The organism is Dysosmobacter acutus (assembly GCF_018919205.1).
Taxonomy (GTDB): Bacteria; Bacillota; Clostridia; order Oscillospirales; family Oscillospiraceae; genus Oscillibacter; species Oscillibacter acutus.
This window is the reverse complement of the sequence record NZ_JAHLQN010000001.1, coordinates 1,364,719-1,387,263: the sequence shown is the minus strand read 5'-3', so window position 1 is coordinate 1,387,263 and position 22,545 is coordinate 1,364,719. Positions and strand designations below refer to the sequence as shown.

The window sequence follows — 22,545 nt, the reverse complement described above, 5'->3', positions numbered from 1 at the left end:
TTTCCCCGGGAAATTCCGCTGCTTTGATCCGGGTTCTCCTGACAGGCCAAAGGGGCCGGCGCGGCAAATGCCGCGCCGGCCCCCGGTGCACTTTATACCCGCTTACGGCCGCGCTAATACAGCAGATTGGGCAGCCACAGGGTAAATGCGGGGATATAGGTGATGGCCAGAAGCGCCAGAACCAGCGGAATATAGAACGGGACGGAGCTCTTCACCACCCGTTCAAAGGGAATTTTTGCAATATTGGTCATGATGAACAGGCTGACTCCAAAGGGCGGAGTGATGGTTCCGATAAGGATGTTGATGGTCACCATCACGCCGAAGGTAATCCGGCTGACGCCCAGAAGATCGATGATGGGCAGCAGGATGGGCACCATAATCAGCTGGATGGAGGTGCCGTCCATGAACATGCCAAGAACCAGCAAAATCACATTGATCAGCAGCAAAATAAGGTATTTGTTTTCCGTCAGCCCCAGGACCAGGTCCGTAATCAGGGAGGGAATCCGCTCGGCGGTCAAAAACCAGCTGGTGGTGGAGCCCATGCCGATGAGGAACATAATCAGCGTGCAGCTTTCCACCGTCATCTTCAGCGCGTCCAGAAGCACCTTCCAGCTGAGGCTCCGATAGCACAGCCCAATGGCCAGTGAGTAAACCACGCCGATGATTCCGGCCTCCGTCGGGGTGACGATACCGCTGGACATAAAATAGAGCAGAATCAGGGGGCACAGCAGGGCAAAGGCGCCCCGCTTGGTGGCCTTGACAAACCGCTGCATCGAAAATCTGACCGGAGCGGGCATCTTCACCTTGTCCGTGATATAGAGGACGTAGCTTGTGACGCAGAGGATCAGCGCCACCAAAATCCCGGGCACCATTCCGGCCATAAACAGCTTTGCAACCGAAGTGGAAGAGAGCGTGGCGTAAATCAGCAGCGTCACGCTGGGCGGGATGATGGGGCCCAGGACCGCCGATGCCATGGTGACGGCTGTGGTGAAGTCCACGGGGTATCCCTTTTTGGTCATGGCGTTGATCTCCACCATACCCAGCCCTGCCGCGTCCGCGGTGGAGGTTCCGGACACACCCGCAAACACCACGCTGGCCAATACATTGGCGTGGGCCAAACCGCCCTTGATATGCCCCACCGCGGCCTCCGCCCAGTCAAAAATACGGTCCGTGATGCCCGCCGTGTTCATCAGGTTGCCCAGGAGGACGAAATAGGGGATGGCCACCAGTGTGTAGCTGCTGGCTCCGTTGGTGATTAAAAGGGGCAGGGACGAGAGGGAATAGCCGCCCACCGTGCATGCCGCCATGGTGCCCAGCCCAAGTGAAAAGGAGATGGGCGCTCCAAGCATCAGCATGGCCATAAAGACAAGAAATAAACAAATGCCCGACATTACGCCTCCTCCTTTCTTCTCAGGCGCGCGGCCACGTCAAGGAACAAATCCTTCAATTCATCCACAAAGACCAGGATCAGCGACACGCCGCCCACCAGCGCCGCCGCCGTTTTCCACCACAGGGGATACCTGGCGACGGAGGAGAAGCTCCCCACCTGGGAGAAAATCAATTTCCAGGTGTATTCGGTGAAAGGCACCAGATACACCAGAACGCCGGCAATGACGATCAACCGAACCACAAATTGACCGGTCAGGGGGAGCTTTTCCCGGAGGAATGTGATGTAGATGTCCTTCTTCGTGTATGAGACGTAGCAAAATCCCATAAATGTAAACCACACCATCAGGAAGATCGTGACCTCCTGCACCCATATGATGGAGATGCCGAACAGCTGCCTTCTGAAAATTTCAAAGCTGTTCAGCCCTACGATTCCAATCAGGCACACCAGCGAAACACCCAATTCAGCGCGGCAGAGGGTTTTTAGAAATCCCGACCATATCCGGTCCACTTTTTTCAGCATGAATACGCCTCCCCGGCATAAAATTTTCGAAGTTTACGGTGGTTGAGCAGGCGGAGCGGCGGCAAAGCGCCGCTCCGTACAGCCTTAGTAGCCCAGCTGCTCCAAAATGCCCTCGGGCAGCGTGCCGGCGCTGACCATATCCCGGTACACGTCCATCAGCGCCTCGGTGCAGGGCTTGGTATCCAACTTGTAGAAGGTGGCGCCCGCCTCTTCCATCCGGGCGATGGATGCGTCCACTTCCTCCTGAAGCAGTCCGTTGGAGTAGGCGGCGGTCTCATTTGCCGCGTCGGTGAGAATCCCCTGCTGCTCTTCGCTCAGCTTGTTCCATACCTCCAGGTTGGCCACGATCAGAATTTCCTGGGGATATTCGTCGATTTCAGTGATATAGGGCGCCACTTCATAAAAGCCCATATCCTCGATCTGGGACACGGGGGAAGCCACCGCCTCAGCCGTGCCCTGCTGAATGGCCAGATAGGTCTCTCCCCAGTTGATGACGATGGGATTGGTGCCAAGGGTGCTCCAGCACTTCATATACATGTCGCTCTCATGGGTACGGAAGCGCAGGCCCTTGAAATCCTCCAGGGTCTGGAGCGGCTTGACGGAGCAGATCACACGGTAGGGACCCCGCAGCCAGTCCCGGTTGGTGTTGACAATGTGGAAGCCGTTTTGCTCCATGACCTCCTGCTGTTCTTTGCCGTAGTCCCCCTGCACCAAATCAATGAACTGCTCGTTGCTGCTGAACAGGAAGGGGATATTGGTGATTTCAAACATATTGCTGTAGCCGGTGAAGTAGTTGCCGCCCTCACCGTAGAGTTCCTGGGTGCCCAACTGCAGATTGGAGACCTGGGTCTGGGCGTCACCCAACTGCTCGGAGGGATACACCACGACCTCCACTTCCCCTCCGGTCCGCTCGTTGACCAGATCGGCAAAGTACTGGTAGCACTTTCCCTCAAAGGAGTCCTCTGACATCTTGGTGCCCAACTTCAGCGTCACCTTGCTTGCGATGCCGCCGCTGCTTTGGGAAGAAGCGGCGCCGCCGGATGCGCCGCCGGCCCCGGAAGTTCCGCAGGATGCCAACAGGGCAAGTATGAGGGTCAATGCCATGACAAGTGATAAAACCTTTTTCATTATGATCTCCTCCTAATTCAATTTATGTCCGCTTCTTTGCCAGGAAGTCAGGCACGTCATTTCCACAGGGGCTTGTCCCAAAGGGACAGCCTGGTCCCTATGTGCTTGTCTGTCGCGTTTCGATAGAGGGCCGCGGCCAGGGCAATGTCGGATACGGGCATTCCCATCCAATAGAAAATCCGATACCTTCCGTCATCCGGAATCCTCTTTCCTTCCACCACATCCCCCAGGTCGCAGACGCGGTCCGCCGGGATTTTGCCATCTTCCATCAGCCGCAGCGCGTCAAAGGTGGGAAGACCCATCTGGGGGTCGGTTTTAATCCAAATGTCGTGGGCCGCCTTGTGATCAAACACAAGCTGCGCTCCGCAGAGGATGTCCTGCTCAATCTCCACATTGGAGGAAATCAGCAGCACCGCTCCCTCCTTCAGACACGCCTTTTTCAGCACAAAGCTGTTGGACTGGCCGGTGTGGACAATGTCCGCGTCCCGCAGCGCTTCCTCCATGGAGTCCGCCGCCCGCACCTCCCGGCCGGTGAACTCGGACATCTCCCGGCAGTAGGCTCTGCACTTTTCCGCGTCGATGTCATAGACCCAAACCGACTCAATTCCGGGACACTCGGAGAAGAGGGCCAGGATCACAAACCGGTTCATCAGCCCCGCGCCCACTATCGCCGCCTTTTTACAGCCATCATGGCAGAGGTAGCGCATGGCCACCCCCGGCGCTGCTCCGCTCCGGGCCGCGCTGAGCAGCGGGGCCGTCAGGAGGGCCAGGGGCCGTCCTGTCTCCAGGTCGTTGAGCATCACCATGTGGTACGCTCTGGGCAGGTTCTTGTCCAGGTTTTGAAGGGACGCGCCGTACCACTTCTCCCCCACCGCCCCAAACGGGCCGCCCACATAGGCCGGCATCGCCATAAAGCTGTAGCCCGGCGCGGCGGCCGGCATGCCGGGGAACCGCTTTTCTTTTGGAAAGCAGATGCGGATCCCATGCTCATTTTCGCTGGGACCGCCCATCAGATAGTCCCCCCGGGAGACAGTTCGGAATACCTCCTCGGCGTTGTCCACGCAAAACCGGATGTCCAGGAGCCCCGCCTGAATGGTATCCTCTTCAGACAGGTACAGCAGCTCGTTGCTTTCCATTGTCCTACCCCTCATACCGCGTTTTTCCCTCTTCCGCCACCAGTCTGCCGCCGATATAGACCTGCCTCAGCCGGGAGACCTCTGGGTAGTCCACCACTATCAGGTCCGCCGTATAGCCCTTCTTCACCATCCCCAGCCCCGGGGCGATGCCGGGGATGGCCATAGCCACATTGGAGGTGGCGGCGGCTACCGCCGCCGGCAGCGTGGCCGCTCCCTGCGCTGTGATGTACGCAATGCCCTTGAGCATGGAGTCTGACTGCCCGCCGGAGAAGTCGGTGGAGAGGAGATCGATCAGCCCCTCCCGGAACATGGCGGTCAGCACATCGGGATGGGGTCCCACCAACTGGCGGGAGAAGGAGTCAAACACAGCTCCATCAATCCACACGCCGAATTCTGACCGGAGTTTCCGCCCGGCGTCCAGGGCTTCCTCCACTGTAAAAAGGCAGTTGGAATGGGATGGAATAAAGCGGCGCAGCCCGCGCCTGGCCAGCCGCTGCACCTCCAGCGTGGTGGAGGGCGTGTGGTGGAGAATCACCGGCACATCGTAGCGAATTCCAGCCTCCACCGCCTCCTCATAGGCGTCCAAAGCCCTGTCGTACACCCGGAAGGTGGTCTCATATACGATATCCCGGCATTCCTCCGGGCTCAGCACCTGCTCCAGGCCGCACTCCTTCAGCGCCTCCAGCACCCGGTCCCTCCGGTAGTAATCCCGGTCCGCCCAGGTGCCTAACACTGAAAGGAACATGGCATAGGACTGATCCGCGGTAATGGTGGCGCCCTTGCGCTCTTTCACCATCCGGGGAATGTACACATAATCCCCTCCCCCCGTGGTCTGCCCGGAGCCCACCTCACCGATGGCGACGGCTCCGTCGGCCAGCATCCTCTCAAGGGTCATGGCGCGGTGGGACGCATCCAGCCCCGCGCCGTCGGCACAGTCCGCGGCAAGAAAGCTCTTGGGCAGCTGCACGGCGGCCGTCTTGATCCGCACCGGGTGCAGCTCCTGGGTGGCCTTCACCTCCTCCATGGTCACAAATCCGTCCACTCCCATCACCGTGGTGTGGCCGTTCAGAAGGTCCCGGTCCAGCTGGGTGAGGACCTGCTTTTTTGTGCGCGCCGCCGCACCGCTGGAGAGAAACGGCCCCATGACCACACTGTGGGTGTGGTGATTGATGAGCCCCGGCAGCACCGCCTTGCCGGTGCAGTCCACGATCCGGGCATTTCTCTCATTCAGCCCTTCCATGGAATGGGTCACATCCACAATCCGTTCATTCTCCACCACCACGTTGGCGCCCGTCTGAAGCGTTTTCCCATCTCCATTGACGACCACCGCGTTTTTGAATACCAGCATATTCCCTCACTCCCGTATGACTCAATTCACTGAATTATGTCATTTTTTAATATTAAACTACCACCCCGTCTTAAATTAGTCAATAGCAACTGTAAAATCCCATTATTTTTCGTATGAATTGCAAAATTATCTGGTCAATCTTGCCATACTTTGACGAAACTTGAAAAATACACTTCTGATCTTTTTCTTATCCGCGTCATAAATTTCCACCCATGAACTGGACAAACCACCGACCTTGCTTTATGATAGGAGCGAAACCACTTCCGCTCCGCCTCCAACCAGGGCGGTTTCTGTCAAAGAGGCGAGCGGCGACAGGAGTGAATCACCATCACACGGCGAGAAACACAGGCTCTGGCAACCCGGAAACGGATTTTCGACGTTGCAATTGAGCTCATCAATGAGCGGGGGTTTTATCAGACCACCATCGGGGACATCGCGGAAAAAGCGGAGATTTCCGTGGGCTGCTTCTACGAGTATTTTGACAACAAAGAGGCGCTGCTGGCGGAGTATCTGAGCGCCATCGACAGCCGCTATCAGCAGTACTACCAGGACGTGCTCAGCACCGCCCCCTTCCCCGACAGCATGGAGAAAATCCGCCAGTATATGCACTTTTCTCTCCAGCTGCTGACCAATCGTTCCAGATACAAGGACCTGCTGCGGGTGTACTATGCCTATTTGTCCTGCAACTCTGACCAGCTGGCGGACCGCAGCCGTCACTTTTTCACCGTGCTGTCAAAGCTGATCGACCAGGCGATTTCAGATGGCTCCATCCGCAAAGACCTGAGCAAGGAGTTTGTGGTCAATCTGATTGTCTATCTCTTCCGCTCCGTCACCATTGAGTGGTGTTCCAGCTCCGACCATGTCTGTGTGGATGACTACATCCCTTCCATCGATGAGATGATCCGCTTTTTGCGATCCCGCTGAGGAGGAATCCCATGGGTAAAACATATGAAAAATCCGCCGCCACCCGGCAGCGGATTGTCTCTGCCGCCATGTCCCTTTTTCGCCTGCACGGCTACTCCAACGTGTCCGTAAAGGATATCGTACGGGAGAGCGGCGTGGCCCACGGCAGCTTTTATACGTATTTTAAAAACAAGGACAATCTGCTGGGCGAATACCTCCAAACCATGGAGGACGACTACTTCAGGTACCACGAGACCCGGATGAAGGACCCGGAATACAGCCGGCTGGACCCCATGGAAAAAATCTACCGCTTCCTGGCGGATGTAAACCAGATCATGGCGGCGCCGGGAAAGGATTTTTTCCGGGCCTACAACGCCTATACCATCCGGGAGATGGACATCCTGGGCATTCACAACCGCAACTATTTCCGTATCCTGGAGTCGCTGCTGGATCAGGCCCGGGCCCGGAATCAGATCAACCCGGCCATGTCCAATGAGCACATCCTCCAGGCCGCCGTGGCCATGAACCGGGGCATTGTCACGGAGTGGTCGGTGGACGGGCAGAGCGGCCAGGTGTCGGACAAAGACCCGCTTTTGAGGGAGTTTTGTCAATATATCGCCTGCCCGGACGACTCCTCCGCGCTGCAAAAATAGAGAGCGGGACGCAACAGCGTCCCGCTCTTTTTCTGATTGTGCTTATTTGACACGGACAATGCACTCAAGGGTCTGCCCGCCCACAGTGGCCGTGACCGTGGTGGTTCCGGTGGAAACGGCCGTCACCACTCCTCCGGAGACCGTGGCAATCCCGGAGTTCTTGCTGGCCCAGGATACGGCGTCGCTGGTGCCGTTGACCTTCAGCGTAACCTTCTCCCCCACGCTGGTGGTAAAGTCCGTGGAGCTCAGGGACAGGGACTGGGCAGGTACGGTGGTATCGGAGGAGGGCGTCTTGCGCACACGGGCAATGCAGGTGGCGGTGGAGGTGCCGTCGGTGACGGTGATGGTACAGTTCCCGGCGGAGATCGCGGTGACAATGCCGCTGGCATTGACCGAGGCAATGCCGTCGTCGTCACTGCTCCAGCTATATTTGCCGCTGCCGCCTGTGGCGGTCAGCTTCACCGACTCCCCGGCGTTGAAGCTGAAATCCTCCGATGAGAGGGTGATTGCCGTACCGGAGGGCGTGGGGGTCTGGCCCTCGCCTCCCTCCGCGCTGCCGGAGCCGCCTCCTTCCGGCATCGTCACAGCTCCGCTGGAGCTGCCGGAACTGCTGGAACTGCCCGCCCCGCTGCCGTCCGGCTCAGGGATATCCGGGGGCTGGGGCGTCACGTCATCCACCTGTGAGCTGCCCGGTGTGGAAGCAGCTCCAAAGCCCATCTTCTCCCGGATGGAATCTCCAAAAAAGAAATACACCAGTACACAGGCCACTAAGATCAAAATGATAATCAGAACCGGCCCCACGGGGCTGGGGTCCTTCTGCGCCATGCGGCGGCCTCCGCCGCGCCGCTTGATGTGGCGCCCTTCGGCAATGGCCTCCTCCTCTTCACAGAAGGGACAGGTCCGGTAGGTGTCGGAAAAAAGCTCTCCGCATTTGGGGCACTTCTGCATACTCATGGGAATTTCCTCCTCTTTTTCCCGCGTTCATCACATTTACATAATATCTGCTTTTCCATGGCACGTCAACCGGAATTTCTGCATTCCCCGGTTTTTCCCGTCTTTTCTCAGGAGAGTTCCACCATAAAATAGACGTAATCCAAAGGAAGGAGTTCCCACAAAGTCATTTTATCACGCCGGCCCATCATCTGAATGCAGCTCACGTCTGAGGTACACCATGTCGATCAGCTGCTTTCCGCCCTCAAAGATCGGGTGGTCGTAGTGGTCGGTGAAAAAGTTACTGACCAGATAGGATCTTGAAAAGCCGCAGGCCTCGTAAAAGGGAATGGTGAGCGGGCTGTCCCCCGTGCCCACCTGAAGGGTGGAAAACGCCCCTCCATATTGCTGCGCCGCAAACTCGATCAGCCGCCTGCCGTATCCCCTGCCCTGGTACGGCGGCTCCACGGCAAGATTCTTGATCTCCAGTATTCCGTCCCCTTCATCCGTTACCACGCAGACCGCTTTTGTGCCGTCCTCCTCCAGAACATACATGCGGCCCCGGTCCAGATACCGGTCTATCATGTCCTCCTGCTCATCGGCCAGCAAAAGGAGGGGAAGATATCTCTTCTTATCCTCCCTGATCTCCCGGATAACGATGTCCCTCATCCGCCAAACCCCAGAGCCACGCCGATCACCGCGGAGGCGGCGATGAACACAATGGGGTGCAGCTTTTGAGTGGGCTTTACCCAATTGGTCAGCACCAGAAGCACCGCGGCCAGCGCGATTCCCGGCCAGTCGAAGGCGGCGGCCGGATTGCCGGCTGCAAGCATCGCGGGGTGGATCAGCACCTCGGTCACCACGCCGACGCCGGCGGCGGCGATCAGGCCGCTGGAGGCCGGGCGCAGGCCGTAAAAGGCCGACTCCACATAGCGGTTGTGCCGAAAGTTCTTCAGCAGCATCGCCACAATCAGGATGACGCCCACGCAGGGCGTGATCTCGCCCAGCGTGGCGGTCAGCGCGCCGGGGATTCCGGCCACCGTAAAGCCCACGTAGGTGGCCATGTTGATTCCAATGGGTCCCGGGGTGGATTCGGAAACTGCCAGCATGTCCATCAGCTGGGCCTGGGTATACCAGCCGGTGGACTCTGCAATGTCGCTGAGAAAGGGCAGCGTGGCCATGCCGCCGCCCACGGCAAAGAGCCCGGTTTTGAAAAATTCCCAGAAGAGCTGAAGGTAGGTCATGCCTGCCGCGCCTCCAATCCCTTCAGGACAATACCGGCGGCAGCGGCCAGCACCACAAAGAGAGCCGGCGACACATCCAGACATACGCCGCCCGCCAACACCAGCAAAAAGACCACAAAGGTCCGCTTGTCCACCACCGACTTTTTCAGCAGCTTGACCGTGGCGTTAAAAATCAGCACACACACGCAGACCCGGATGCCCGCAAACGCGCTCTGCACCCACTGAAGGTGGGAGAAGTTGGTGATCACTCCCGCCAGGACGGAGATAATGACCAGTGAGGGGAACACCATCCCCAAACTGGCCGCAATGCCGCCGGAGACACCACGGCGCTTTTGCCCCACAAACGTGGCCGTATTGACCGCAATGATGCCCGGCGTGCACTGGCCGATGGCGTAATAGTCCACCAGTTCCTCCTCTGTGGCCCAGTGCCGGTGATCCACAATCTCCCGCTGGAGGATGGGCAGCATGGCCGCCCCGCCGCCAAATGTCATTCCCCCCACCTTTGCAAAGGTGAAGAACAGTTCCCAAAGCTCCTTCAATCCGGTTCACCTCAATTATTCCACATAGCCGTACATGCCGCGCACCGACACCTCGCCGGAGCGCACCACCCGGACCGATCCGTCGCCGCAGCGGACCACAAGGCCGAACTGCTCATCAACATCCATCGCGTCAACCCGCTCCCGGTTTCCGGCCGCGTCGATCAGCTGCACCGCCTTTCCCAGCGTCACGCAGTCCCGCCGGTAGGTCTTCAGATAGTCCTCCTGGCAGCCCCGTCGCAGCGCGTCATAGAGCCGGTCCAACGATTGGATCATGGAGGCGGCCAGACGCGGCCGGGAGATTTCACGGCCCAGGGCAATCTTCAGCGATGTGGCGATCTCCCTTACGCCGCTGTCAAAGTCCTCCGCCTCCTGGCCCACGTTCACTCCCGCGCCGATGACCAAGTACTGCAGCTGCCCGCTCTCCCCTTCAAGGGACATCTCCGTCAGGATGCCGCAGAGCTTTTTCCCGCCTAACACCAGATCGTTGGTCCACTTGATCTGCGGCCGGATGCCGCAGGCATCTTCCACCGCGTCACACATGGCCACGGCCGTCAATGCCGTTACGGAGATCAAACTGGCCGGAGCCATATCCGGCCGCAGCAGCACGCTCAAAAAGACGCCCTTTCCCGCCGGAGACTGGAAGCTGCGCCCCATGCGGCCCCGGCCGCCGGTCTGGCAGTCCGACACCACCACGGTGCCGTCCGCCGCGCCCTCTATGGCGATGCGCTTTGCATAGGTGTTGGTGGAGTCCACCTCCTGCAAACAGATCAGATGACGGCCAACCACCTGGGTGGCGCCAAGGAAGCTTCTGATCTCCGCCTCCGTTAAAGCATCCGGCGTTTCAGTCAGCCGATAGCCCAGGCCCGTCTTGGCCTCCACTGTATAGCCGTCTTTGCGCAGGGCGTCCACCGCCTTCCAAATGGCGGTGCGGGTGATGCCCAACTGCCCGCTGATCCCCTCTCCGGAGACATAGTCTCCCCGATGCTCCTTCAATAGCGCCAGCACCTGTTGTTTGCTCATAATCCGCCCTCCTTGCAGTTCACGCCTTAGTCTACCACGTTCCCCCCGGCTTGTAAACGCTTTCCAAAACCAAAACCGGAAGCCGTCTGAATGCATTCAGACGGCTTCCGGTTTCTTACTCCGCGGCCTCGCCGCCTGACTCCGGACCTGAGGCGGAGCCGCCGGGAGCAGGCGTCCCGCCCTGTTCTCCCCCTTCTCCGCTCTCCTGTTCCGGCATATCGCCCATTGAAGAGGAAGTCCCCTCCGGCAGGGGCTCGTCTGTGGAGGCCGGGACATTCTCCGGCTGGTTTTCGCCAGGCTCAGTTTCCGGCCGGCTTGCATCGGGCGGTGAAACAACTTCCGGACTGCCTGTATCAGGACCCTGTGCCGCAGCGCCTCCAGAGTCGGGCTGGCCGACAGGGTCCTGAGGTGTCTCCTCCACCTCAGGTCCTTCCCGCATGGCATGGACAATCCAGCGGTTGGCATGACCGTTCCCCGTGCAGGTGGAGAGTGTCAGCACATAGTCATTGACCGTCGGCGTGGTGCCGGTTTCAATGACGGAGGAGGCGCAGACCGTATCTATAAAGTCCTGCTTTTTCTCATCGCTGGAAAAGGACAGGCGATAGCTCTCGCCGCTGGCGCTCCCTTCGTAGGCGGAGAAAATTCGGTAGGTAAAGGTCCCCTCATCCGTGGTCACATAGACCTTGGAGTGGTTTTGCCAATAGCTCTGCTTCTTGTAGTGCTTCAGTCCCGCGAACATGGAGCCGTTGTTCATCCTGTGGCCGTAAATGATGGTGTTGAAGTCCGTCAAGCCGGCGCCGCAGCGGCTGTCCAGGAAAATAGCGCCCACCACGCTGAGCGTCTTTTTATAGGTGTGGTTTAGATAGTAGTCGTTGTCCGCCCCCTGGAGCAGCGGATAGGAGATGGCGGTGCCGGGAATCACGATCCAGCCCTGCACATCGCTGTTGACCTCCCGCAAAGCGGAGAAATCCATATTTTTCAAAAGGTCCGCATAGGGATCCACATAGACGATCTGGGGCTTCTCGGAAGTCGGGCCTTCCGCGCCGGAGGACTGGGCCGGCAGGACCTCCTCCTGCTCCAGCAGGGAAAAGTCCGGCAGCTCCACCAACTCCGCCGCCTCGTTGTAAAGCTCCTCCCCTTCCTGATAGGCGGTCATCTGACGGAGGATCATGGCTCCGCTGCCCACAAAGACGAGGCTGAGCAGGACAATCAGCACAAGCCGTATCGTTCGATTCAAATGCTTTCCCTCTTTCCATGCGGCCGCGCGCTTTTCCGGCGGAGGTCCGCTGTTTCTTTCATCCACCGCGCTTTTCCTTGCTTTCGCGCGGCTGTTTTGTTTATTTTATATGCTCCCCGTTGGTTTGTAAAGCCGCAGTTTCCCCGCGCCTTTGGAAAAAGGGGTCCGGACTTACGTCCGGACCCCTCTCGCTTTTGTTTGCTTCGGACAGGTGAGTGCTTACTGATCCTCTTCCTTCTTGCGCTTGCCAAAGATGCTCAGCGCCGCGATGCCGCAGGCGGAGACGGAGGCCAGTGCCACCCAGATGCCGGAGACGTCGCCGGTCTTGGGCGCCGGGCCGGTGGGAGTGGGCTCATCCTCGATCTCAGTGGGCTCTTCGCCGGGCTCTTCGTCAATCACAGGCTTGTCGCCGCCGGGAGTGGGATCGTCGGGGATTTCAACCGGGGGATCCTCGGGATCTTCAGGATCATAGGGATCGGAAGGCACGTGATAGCGGTTGTTCACCGTCAGGACCAGTGCGTCCTCCGCCAGATCCGTGTTCCATCCCTCAGGCAGGGCCGTATTGGCGGTGGAGGTACCGGTGGTAACCGACCAGTAGCCCCAGCTGTTGCCGGTCATGGTGTGGTCACCTAACTTGATCTCCTTCACGCTGTAGGTGATGGCCTTGCCTTCGCTGTTGCGGTAAATGGTGTAGCCGGTCTCGGTCTCAGCATTGTAGTTGGACTCAAAGAGGCCGAACCACTTGCCTCTGACGCCCTCCACGGCGTTGTCGGCGGTCAGCTCAACCACCACTCCGGTGGGCTCGCCATCGGCGTACAGCTCCAGAGTGACACTCTTGATGTTCTGGCCGGCATACTCGCCGCTCCAGCTCTTGACCACAGGGATCACCAGGGTTTCGGGCTCATAGCTGTTGGTGATGGTGATCTTGCCGTCCACCACAGTGCCGTCGGTCTTGGCCGCATCGCCCTCGCCGCTCAGATAGGAGATGGTGTACTCAAAGCTCTCGTCGGAGGCGGCGGTGAAGGTTTCGCCTCTGGTGTAGCCCAACTCCGTCACGGTGTAGGGAGCGGTGTAGCCGTTGGCGTCGAATCGATGTTCGGAGGTGTACTTGCCCTCGGCGTTCTTGGTAATGACCAGTTCCTTCACCACATTGGAGCCGTTCTTGTCGGCGATGCTGACGGTGACGCTGTCGGGCCGGTTGCCGTCCCGGTTTTCATCGTCGCTCCATACCTTCTCGACGGAGATGGTGGTGTAGTTAGGAACGTAGGTGTACTGGTTGTCGCAGATCACTTCGATCTGGGCATCCTTCTCTACCTTCACTTCCACATAGCCGTCGGCGTTGACCGCAGCCGCCGCGCCGTTTACGGTGTAGGTGGTCTGCAGGCTGTGATGCAGCTTACCTGCGTCGGCTTCCTTCACATAATAGGTCCCAGTGGGCAGACCTGCAAAGTCCGCGGTGGGCTTCTGGGCCTCAGAGTTGATCGTCAGGCTGGCGGCGGTATCCACCAGGGTGTACTTGGTTTCGGCCTCAGCGTCATAGGTGTACACGCCGATGCTATAGGTGCCGGTAAAGTTAGAGGTCTTGCCCACGGTGATCTTGCCGGTGTCGCGGGTATTGACCACGGTCATCTGCTTCTGCGCGTCCAGCTGCTCCGCGTCATTCAGCTTCACGGAAACAGAGTAGATGTCCTTGGACTGCCAGTTGTTGTCGCCGTTGACCTCTTCCGCGCTGGTGGTATGGCTCACGGTCACGGTCCAGGTCTTGCTGCTGGCGGTGTAGCCCTCCAGGGCGGTGGTCTCTTTCAGGACGTAGGTGCCGTCGGTCTGCAGGCCGGTGAAGGCAGCAAGGCCAGTGGCCCCGGTCTTCTCCTCAGCCTTGTAGACAGTCTCGCCGTCCGCCTGATAGAGGGTGAATCCAACGCCTTCCAGGTCATTGGCCACCGTCGCGTCCGCGCTGTCCACCTTGTGGATGGAGAAGGAGGCGGGCACCGGCAGGTTGGCCACGGTGCGCTTGGTGTTCTTCACGGTGACGGTAAAGCCGTCGATGGTGACGCCGGTGGGGAGCGTGGCTCCGTCGGCTGCCTTCAGACCGGCCACCTTGCCGTTCTGGACGTCGTAGGCGACCAGGATGTCGGAGGTGATGCCGTCATAGCCGGCAGGAGTCGTGCTCTCTGCGATGGTCATGGACTCCGTGCTGTAGCTCAGTTTGCCGCTGGTGAAAACGGTGCCGGTGGAATCCGCGGTGAGTGCCGCCGTGTCCAGGGTAAAGGCAGCGCCCTTCAGGGCCGCGCCGGTGCCGTCCACCTTCTTGACGGTGATGGTGTACTCCTCCATGGTGTTGTAGACAGTGAGGACGCCGTTGGCCCAGTTGCTGTCTTCAATGCCCATGAGCCAGGTGTACACGCGGTCAAAGAAGGTCTTGTTGTCATTGAGCGTGATCTTTACGGCGGGCTCGCCGGCGTTGTCGGCGGGCTTGGTGGCCTTAACCGTCCAGACGGTTCCGTTGTCCACATATCCTGCGGGCACGGTCTCCTTCAGGTAGAAGGTCTGCTCGGTGCCGGTGAGATAGCTCTCAGGGATGTTGATGGTCAGCTTGCCCTCGTCGTCGGTCTTGTTGGAGGTGCCGGCGCCCATCTGGACCAGGGTCTTGCAGTCCGCGTCGGTGTAGAGGTTGAACTCCACGCCGGCCATGGCCGCGTTGTTGTTGCCGGCGTCCTTCTTCTCAATCCGGAAGGAGCCCTGGTTGTGATCCACAAACCGCTGGTCGTAGTCGTTGGTGTAGCTTGCGGTTACGGAAGCGGTGCCCACATCCTTGGTAAGGGTTCTGTGCGCGGTGGTGTCCTCGCCGCCGTTGACCTTCAGGACAAAGCCGTCGCGGCTGCCGCCCTCTTCCACCACAGTGTAGGTGGTGTTGGTGTTCACGGGGAATTCCTCCTGCCAGTCGGCGCTGTTCGTGCTGTTGTCCGCCTTGGGCAGGAACACGGTCTTGACCAGGCTGCCGCCCTCATAGACCTTGAAGGTGAAGCTGTTCCTGGCGAAATCCTGTTCACTCAGATCACCGGTGACGTCCTTGGTGATGGTCATGGTCACGGTATCGCGCAGATAGATGTTCTTCAGGGCAATGGCCTTGTTGGCATCTACCGTGGTGCTGCCGCTTCTGAGCGTGCCGGACTGCAGGGTGTAGTTGGCGATCTCTTCGCCGGACTCCGCCGCATAGTAGGTGTTGGCGGTGGGCAGGCCTGTGATATACCAGCTGTAAGGCGCGGTCTTGCCGTCGCCGCTGGTGGGCTTCATGGTCTGCTGGCCGTTCACGGTTCTGCCGTCCACACTCAGGAGGGCCACAGTCTCAGCGCTGGCGCCGGTGCCGTTTTTCACCGTGATCAGGAAGTCGCCTCCCAGTGCGCTGACGCCCTCAAAAGACTTGGTGACGATGATGGCGCCCAGCTCCTTGGTGTTGGTTACGGTGGTTCCACTGTAGCTGACGATGAAATTCACACCGCCCAACGTGATGCGCTTGCCTGCCTCTACCGGGTTGCCGGAGGCATCCAGTTCCTTGACGGAATAGGTCAGGCGGTTGCCCTGCTCATCGGTGGCGTACAGGTCGGAGTAAGTCACGCTGTAGCCCGCAGTGGTGTTCAGGGTGATGACGCCGTCCGCGTCGCCCACGGCCATGTTCAGCGCGTTGGACTTGACCTGGGTCTGGCCGGCATAGAGCTGCAAGCTGACTTCGGCCTTCTCGGCGTCAGGCGTGCTGTCGCTCCATGCCTTGGTGACGGTAACGCTCCGCAGCTCACGGTTGGTGATGCTGTTGTCCTTGTAGCTCACCAGGTACTTGACGCCGTCGATGGTGACGGTGTCGCCGCTTGCTACCTTGGTGTAGGTGCCGTCGCTGTTGGCCACGATCTCATAGACCGCGTAGGTGATGGCCTTGCCGCCGTCGGTGTACTCATCCAGGTCGGACCAGGTGGCGTTGCTTACGATGGTCTTCACCGCGTCGGTGCGCTCGGAAAGGGTCTCCACGCCGTCCACGGTCTCATAAAGGCCCACGGTGGCGGTCTTTTCCTCGCCGATCCAGCTCTTGGTGACGGACAGGTCCTCTCTCTGGGTCATATCCAGATCGTAGTACAGCTTGATGACCTTCTGGGCCGGATCGCCGGTGACCATTGCATAGGTCAGCGTCTTGGGACCGGTCTTGGCCTCATTCAGGCTGTAGCCATCGGGCACCAGGCCCATGCCGTCCTTGCCTAACTCATAGTCGGAGGAGAAAATGGTGTCGAAATAGGTGATGACCAAATCGGTCTTATCGGGGTATTCGCTCTTCTGGGTATAGGTATTGCTGTTGACGCCGGTTTCAAAGTAGTACTCCACACTGTAGGTTTCCTTCAGCATGTTGTTGACCACATCGATGTTGCCGGCGGTACCGCCGTCCACGGTGATGGTCCAGGTGGTCTGGGGATACCAGACGTTGTTGGACCAATAGGAGGTGTCACTGGAAGCAACGGCGATTGCATAGACCGTTTCCGTGCCGATCACGTATCCGGTGGGCGCCGCAGTCTCCTTCAGGTAGTAGCTGCCCTCGGCCAGATCGGTGGCCAGGCCCTTGCCGGCCGTGATGGTCAGCTTGCCGTCCGCGCCGATGGAAATCTCCTTGACGAGGGTCTCGCATGCAGCGTCGCTGTACAGCCCGAACACCGCGTTGGCCGCGATCTGGCTGTTGCTGCCGCTGCTGGCGGTCTCGCCGCTGTCGCCCTTCTTGGTAAAGGTGACCTCCGCGCCGACGGTCTGATGCTCGGCGGTGATCTTGTCGTAATAGTAGGTCACGGTCACATCCGCGCTGTTGAAGTTTCCGCCGTCGGGGAAGGTGACGCTGCCGTCCTTCACCTCCACGGTCTGGACCTCGCCGGTGCCGTTGCGCAGGGTGACCCGGACGATCTCATAACCCGCGGGAGCCTGCTTGCGCTCGGTGGTAAAGGCCTCTGTCGCGGTGTACTTGCCGGGGTCCTTATAGTCCTTCACGTCCGTGACTACCCCGGTCAGCTGGCCGGGATCGGTGGTGGAGGGATGGACCTCGTTGGTGGTACCCTCATAGTAGTAATTGGTGGTCAGCTTGTAGAGGGTGCGGACGTACTCCAGATGGATCACGTACACCCGGTTGATCTGATCCACGGTGACGGACACATCCCCGGTGAACTCCAGCGGAGTGTCCTCCCCATCCTTCACGTCGATGAAGGCGCGGGTGTTGGCGGAGACATACTCAAAGGGAATGCCATTGAGCGCCGCATAGTCCGCGGGGTCGACGCTCAGCGTACCGGGGCCCTCAAACTCCTGCACCGTGCCGGCGGCACTGTAGGAGAAGACGGTGGTGCCGGACTGGACGGTGGTATAGCTGGTGTCCACGCGGTACCAGTATTTCTGAGGCTGATCGTAGGCGTTGCTGATGGCGTTGTTCCCGCCGTAGGTGACTTTGTAGGTGTCGGTTCCGTAGACGATGGAGCCGTTGTTCTCCACCTTGCGCAGGACCTGCTGGCCCTCAACGGTCTCGTAATACACCTCACTGACGCTGTAGGAGTATTCATGGCCGTCGCCGTCCACATCATACTTCTCCAGATCGCCGAAGGAGAAGCTCCACAGCGCGTCGGTGTCGCCGTCGCCCTTGGTCACATACAGGGGATTGGTGATGCCCTCGGCCAGCTCACTCTCGGGAACCAGCTGGTTGTCGTCGCGGTACAGGGCCACATAGATGCCCTCCACGGCGCCGGGGACATAGTAGTCGCCCTCGACGGTGCGGTTCCAGGCCTTGGTGCCGGCGACAGGAATTATCTCCTGCTCAATGATGTTGACGAAAGCATTGGGCACAACCTCGCCGTTCTTCATCAGGGCTTCCTTGGTATATCCCGCGGGAGCGGTGGGCTCGTCAAAGGTGTAGAAAATTTCGCTGCGGTTGTCGTTGTACTTGGGCAGGCCGGAAACGGTGTAGCTCCAGTTGTTGGAGTCAGCATCCTCGGCCAGGTAGATGTTGTCGCTGTCACTCTCATTGGCCTTGGCCGCATCCTGGGTCAGGACAATGGTGGTGGGCAGGGCGGCTCCGCCGACAGTGGTCACGGAAGCGCCGCTTGCTGTCTTGGCGCTCAGGGTGAAGGTCACGTCAGGATGATTGTTGGTGGGATCCCTCCAGATCTTGGTGACGGTAGCGTCCTTCACGCCCTGGGTCAGGGTGTTGGTGATAAGGGCGGAGTTGCTGTTTTCGTGGTTGACAGTCGTGCTCTGATAACCCTCCACACTGGCCTCTTCGATGGAATACACATAGGCCGTGACGGAAGAAGCGCCGATGTCGTAGAGATCCAGACCGTTGAAGTAGACGGTCCAGCTGTTGTTGGTGGTGTTCACGTTGGCGCTCACCTGGTCGGCGCTCAGCTTGCCGCCCTCGTCCACAGCGACCGTGCCGTCGCCCGCCACGGTGACGGTGCCATACGCGCTGGCGCCCTGCTTCAGGGTCAGGGTGATGGCCGGCCGGTCCGCGTTGGCGGCGCTGCCGTCCACCCAGTTCTTGGTGACGGTGAAGGCGCCGGTGGTGCTCTGGGCCAGCTTGTTGGTTACCTCGAACGCAAAGTTGGCGGAGTTATCCAGATCGTCGGAGATCACGGGTGTTTCGTAGCCCATGACGGTCTGCTCGGTCACTCTGTAGATGTACAGCTGGCCGTTTGCATCGTACTTCTCCAGGCCGGACCAGGGGGTGAAGGTCTTATCCACATTGGTGGACACCGTCTTGCCCGCCATAGTCTCCCAGTTGGCGTTGTCAGTGCTGCGCTCCAGCTGGATGGTGGCCTGGGCGGCGCGGCTGCTGTCGCTGCCCGCCAGAAGGTCGATCCACTCCTTGCTGACCTGGACGGAGACGCTGCCGGTGATGGTGTTGACAAAGTTGTAGGTTCTGCTGCCATCCTGGCCGTCCTCAACCGCATGGCTGCTGGTGTAGGCGTCGCCGTTGGCGTTGGTGACGGGAGACTCCACCACGGTGTAGACATAGGCAACCGCAACGGACTCGCCGGTCTCCGCATTCTGCTCAAAGTAGTACTTGGGCAAATTGGTGAAGGTATAGCTGCCGGTCACGTTCTCCGCGGGGTTGGTGCACTCGGCGTCCGCGGGATACGCATAGGCGACCTTTTCACTGCCGTCCTCCTTCGCCTGATACAGGGTGAAGGTGGCGCCGGGGGCCGTGTAGCCCGCGGGGTGGTTCCAGGTCTTGTTCACGGTGACGGAGGTGGTGTCCTCGCTGCCGTTGGGCGTGTTGGTGATGGTCACGGAAGCCTCGCCATTCACAAACTCCGCGGACTCATTGTTCTCGCCATAGGAGATGACGGGGACGTAGTTGGCGGGGCCGCTGACCTCGGAAACCGTGTAGGTAATCTTGTTGCCCGTGGCGTCGTACTGCGGCACACCCTCCCAGGAGGCGGTCCAGCCGTTCCCTTCGTTCAGGGTCTTGTCTTCATAAGTTGCGCCGTCGTTCAGCCGCACCACAACCGAGCCGGTGTGGCCGCCGGTGATGCCGTCTTCCCAGTACTTGGTGACGGTGATGGCGCCGTTTTCCTGACGGGTGTTGGTGAGGGTGAGGCCGTTGGCGGAGGAGGTGTAGCCGTCAAAATCGCCCAACTCCTGCACCGTGTAGGTGTGGACCTTCACGGAGGCGACCTTGCTCAGGTCCGTGGTATCATTGCCGTCCTTGTCCAGGAAGCTGTACTTGGGCAGATTGCCGAACTCGTGGCTCCAGCTCTCGCCCTTCAGCTCCACGGCGCTGCCGTAGGCCGCGCCGTCCCGGAGCAGCTGGACGCTGATGGCCGCGGGCCGCTTGGAATCGTCGCCCGCATCCTGCCAGGTCTTGCTGACCGTCACAGGCGCCGTCTCATTGGCCACGGTGTTGGTGATCACGAAAGGATCGGCCGCGCTGCCGCTGCCGGTGATCCCCACCAGCTGATAGGAGGAAGCGGTGATCTCGCTGACGGTATAGGTATAGTATTCGCCGTTGCTATCATAGAGATCCAGCTCAAGGGAGGCAGCCGTGTTGCCTGTGGCCTTGCTGCTGTCCACATCCAGGTAGGTGTGGCCGCCGTCGCCGAAGCTCTCGCCGTTGCGCAGCACTTCCACCTGGACCGTGCGGGGCAGGGTGAGCTCCACGCCCTCGGGCAGGATCCACTCCTTCTCCACATAGATCGAGGTCTTGCCGGTGGCGGTGTTGATCAGGGCCAAACCGCTGCCGCTCTGATCAAAGCCGTTCAGCGTAGGCTCAGAGATGGTGTAGGTATGGCTGCCGCCGTTTTCCGGATTGTTGTCGGGTACGGTGAGGGTGTACTCCCAGTATTTGGTTGTGGTGTTCTGGGTGGCCGCGACGCGGACATTGCTGTCGGCGCAGTTATTTACCGTAGCCGTGGAACCGTTCAGGTACAGCGTGGCAAACGCCTCGCTGCCGCCGTCCTGATACACGTTGACGTAGATGGGCTGGGTAGACTCGCCGCCCTGGGGATTGGCGGGCATATACCAGCTCTTGGTGAGGGTGAGGTCCTTGTAGGTCTGCGCCAGCTTGTTGACCACGCTGCCGCCCTCGCTCAGGTCGTCGCCCTTCACCGAGGTGATGGTGACCTCGCCGTAGTTGACGGTCACGGCCCACTCACTGTCGTTGGCCACATAACCCTCGGGAGCCGGGAACTCTTTCATGGTATAGGTATAGCCGGAGGGGATGGTCTCATCGAACAGCACCTCGCCCTTGTGGCCCTCCTCCGCGGAGGAGGATGCCTCACGGATGATGGAAGGGGCCGCGGTGGTGCTGGTCAGGGTGAACTTCGCGCCGGGCAGCTTCTGCTGTTCGCCGTTCACCGTGTGATGGGAGACCTTGTTGAAGACCAGGCTGCCCAAATAGCCCTTCACGATGGGGGCGGGGGAAGTCTTGGTGTACTCGTTACCGGTACTGGCGTCCTGATAGGTGAAGGAGGCCGCGCCGGTGGAGTAGGCCTGACCTTCCACAAACCCATCCTGGGTGTTGTCCAGGCGCACCTTGTAGGTCATGGTGTAGGAGGTGTAGCCCTCGGGCACGCCGGTGGTATCCTTGGCGGCTCCGGCCAGGTTCCAGACAATCTCACCATCGGCCTGCGTGGCGCCGTTGGCGCTGGTGAACTGGACAAAGCCGATGCACTTATCCTTGGTTTCCACGGCTCCGCCGGAGACGATATCGCCCGCCGCCTCACCGGTGGAACCGCTTTGCTCGATACTGTTGAGAATGGAGGAAAAGGCGCTGTTCAGAGCCGCCGAATTGCCGGCCAGGAACACGTCGCTCCGATTGGGGTTTGTGGGATCGTCGGCCGGACGCTTCCCCACATAACAGTCGTCCTGCAGCCAGCTGGTGATGGTCTTGGTCGTGCCGCTGCCATTGACAATGTTGCCGCTCAAACCATAAGAGATGGCGAACAGGTCCACGCCGGTGGAGTTCACCAGAGTTTTGCAGGTATTCTCTACCGCTCGGCTGTTGGAGCTGCTTGTTTCAGAGCCATTTCCGCCGTCTTTAGAAATTGAACCCACATCATTGCTGCTGGCGTCTCTGCGGTAAGTAGGCTGGCCGTCGGTCAGCAGCACGGCAAACTTGTTGTCAATGCCCGCGACCTGGCTGTTCACGCTTTTCTGGGTGAACAGGTTGTTGGCCAGCATCACGCCGCCGCTGGTGTTGGTGCCGCCACTGGCGCTCAGGCCGTTGATCACGTCCTTGGCCCGCTGCAGTGCGGTGGCGTCGGTAACGTCCACCCAATACTGTTTGCCGCTGGTCTGCGTGTCCAGATCCCGGGAATTTGCACTCTGTGCAAAGGTCACCAGAGACACATAGCGGTGGGTGCCCGCCTGTGCGCCGGAGGCATAGCTGTCCAGGAAGGCGCAGGCCGCCGCCTGGGCCGCCATGATCCGGGACTGGGTGCTGCCGCAGTCGCTGCATTCATAGGTGGTAACTAACTCCGAATTGTGATTGCGTTCTCTTTTGCCGCAGTTGGCACAGGCATAATAACCATTGTATTTGCTGGTAGAAACCCACTCTCCCCGGACATACTCCTTACCGCTGCCGTCGGGGCAGTATTGGTGCCACTTATAGCTCTCTTCCATGCTGTCGTTTCCGCACTCGGCGCAGTAGTCCATCGAGCCGGAGGTATCGATGATCAGCGTGGTCGCTGCGTCGGCGCTCTGGGTGGTGGTGGTTGCGTTCTTATAGGTGACGTTCACCTTCACGTTGAACTCATTTTCCACTCCGGTGGCCGTCAATTCCTTGGTGACGGACACATCGTAGTTGGATGCGCTGCCGTCGGAGCCGTTCGCCATGTAATAGGAGGTTCCTCCCTTGTTGACGATCTGCTCCGTAGTCTGTTTTTTGACATCGCTCTCATTTGCGGCCAGCACACTGATGGGCAGCAGGCTGAACGCCATAACCACTGCCATAACCAGCGACAAAAGCCTCTTCTTTGTTGTTGCCATA

Annotated in this window: 14 protein-coding genes; 2 read left to right on the top strand and 12 right to left on the bottom strand. The window is 59.5% G+C overall.

Annotated features, from left to right (window positions below; all coding sequences use genetic code 11):
• Window positions 1-113 precede the first annotated feature (113 nt).
• The 5 genes from KQI82_RS06730 to KQI82_RS06710 all read right to left on the bottom strand — a co-directional run bounded on the left by KQI82_RS06730 (window position 114) and on the right by KQI82_RS06710 (window position 5,521).
• Window positions 114-1,391 carry a TRAP transporter large permease gene (locus tag KQI82_RS06730; RefSeq protein ID WP_216632091.1) on the bottom strand — a complete coding sequence of 426 codons (1,278 nt, stop codon included), beginning with the start codon at window positions 1,389-1,391 and terminating at the stop codon, window positions 114-116.
• Complete coding sequence (locus KQI82_RS06725) at window positions 1,391-1,909, bottom strand: TRAP transporter small permease (RefSeq protein WP_216632090.1); 519 nt, start codon at window positions 1,907-1,909, stop codon at window positions 1,391-1,393. Before KQI82_RS06725 ends, KQI82_RS06730 begins: the two co-directional genes overlap by 1 nt.
• Window positions 1,910-1,993: 84 nt before the next feature.
• Entirely contained in the window at window positions 1,994-3,037 is a 1,044-nt protein-coding gene (locus KQI82_RS06720; RefSeq protein WP_216632089.1) for a TRAP transporter substrate-binding protein, read from the bottom strand.
• Window positions 3,038-3,093: 56 nt separating this feature from the next.
• Window positions 3,094-4,173 (bottom strand): Rossmann-fold NAD(P)-binding domain-containing protein, encoded by a 1,080-nt coding sequence (locus tag KQI82_RS06715; RefSeq protein ID WP_216632088.1) that lies wholly within the window; start codon window positions 4,171-4,173, stop codon window positions 3,094-3,096.
• Between the two features lie 4 nt (window positions 4,174-4,177).
• The gene (locus KQI82_RS06710; RefSeq protein ID WP_216632087.1) at window positions 4,178-5,521 is read right to left on the bottom strand and encodes an amidohydrolase family protein; all 1,344 of its coding nucleotides are present in this window, start codon (window positions 5,519-5,521) and stop codon (window positions 4,178-4,180) included.
• A gap of 321 nt (window positions 5,522-5,842) precedes the next feature.
• Between KQI82_RS06710 and KQI82_RS06705 the strand changes: the two genes are divergently transcribed.
• Together KQI82_RS06705 and KQI82_RS06700 are read left to right on the top strand one after the other, a co-directional pair.
• Entirely contained in the window at window positions 5,843-6,445 is a 603-nt protein-coding gene (locus KQI82_RS06705; RefSeq protein ID WP_216633646.1) for a TetR/AcrR family transcriptional regulator, read from the top strand.
• A gap of 11 nt (window positions 6,446-6,456) precedes the next feature.
• Complete coding sequence (locus tag KQI82_RS06700; protein WP_216632086.1) at window positions 6,457-7,077, top strand: TetR/AcrR family transcriptional regulator; 621 nt, start codon at window positions 6,457-6,459, stop codon at window positions 7,075-7,077.
• A 42-nt stretch (window positions 7,078-7,119) separates the two neighbouring features.
• On the opposite strand, the gene KQI82_RS15760 is transcribed toward KQI82_RS06700, so the two are convergent.
• The 7 genes from KQI82_RS15760 to KQI82_RS06665 form a co-directional block, all read right to left on the bottom strand.
• Window positions 7,120-8,031: an Ig-like domain-containing protein gene (locus KQI82_RS15760; protein ID WP_216632085.1), complete on the bottom strand. Its 912-nt coding sequence runs from the start codon at window positions 8,029-8,031 to the stop codon at window positions 7,120-7,122.
• A 171-nt stretch (window positions 8,032-8,202) separates the two neighbouring features.
• Window positions 8,203-8,676, bottom strand: coding sequence for a GNAT family N-acetyltransferase (locus KQI82_RS06690; RefSeq protein ID WP_241426638.1), 474 nt, complete (start codon window positions 8,674-8,676; stop codon window positions 8,203-8,205).
• The gene (locus KQI82_RS06685) at window positions 8,673-9,251 is read right to left on the bottom strand and encodes a chromate transporter (RefSeq protein ID WP_216632084.1); all 579 of its coding nucleotides are present in this window, start codon (window positions 9,249-9,251) and stop codon (window positions 8,673-8,675) included. Before KQI82_RS06685 ends, KQI82_RS06690 begins: the two co-directional genes overlap by 4 nt.
• Complete coding sequence (locus KQI82_RS06680) at window positions 9,248-9,790, bottom strand: chromate transporter (RefSeq protein ID WP_216632083.1); 543 nt, start codon at window positions 9,788-9,790, stop codon at window positions 9,248-9,250. Before KQI82_RS06680 ends, KQI82_RS06685 begins: the two co-directional genes overlap by 4 nt.
• Window positions 9,791-9,805: 15 nt before the next feature.
• On the bottom strand, window positions 9,806-10,810 hold the full coding sequence (locus KQI82_RS06675) for a biotin--[acetyl-CoA-carboxylase] ligase (protein ID WP_216632082.1): 1,005 nt from the start codon (window positions 10,808-10,810) through the stop codon (window positions 9,806-9,808).
• A gap of 115 nt (window positions 10,811-10,925) precedes the next feature.
• Window positions 10,926-12,047, bottom strand: coding sequence for a class B sortase (gene srtB, locus KQI82_RS06670; RefSeq protein ID WP_216632081.1), 1,122 nt, complete (start codon window positions 12,045-12,047; stop codon window positions 10,926-10,928).
• A 219-nt stretch (window positions 12,048-12,266) separates the two neighbouring features.
• Window positions 12,267-22,544, bottom strand: a complete 10,278-nt coding sequence (locus KQI82_RS06665; RefSeq protein ID WP_216632080.1) for a Cna B-type domain-containing protein — start codon at window positions 22,542-22,544, stop codon at window positions 12,267-12,269.
• Window position 22,545: the final 1 nt, after the last annotated feature.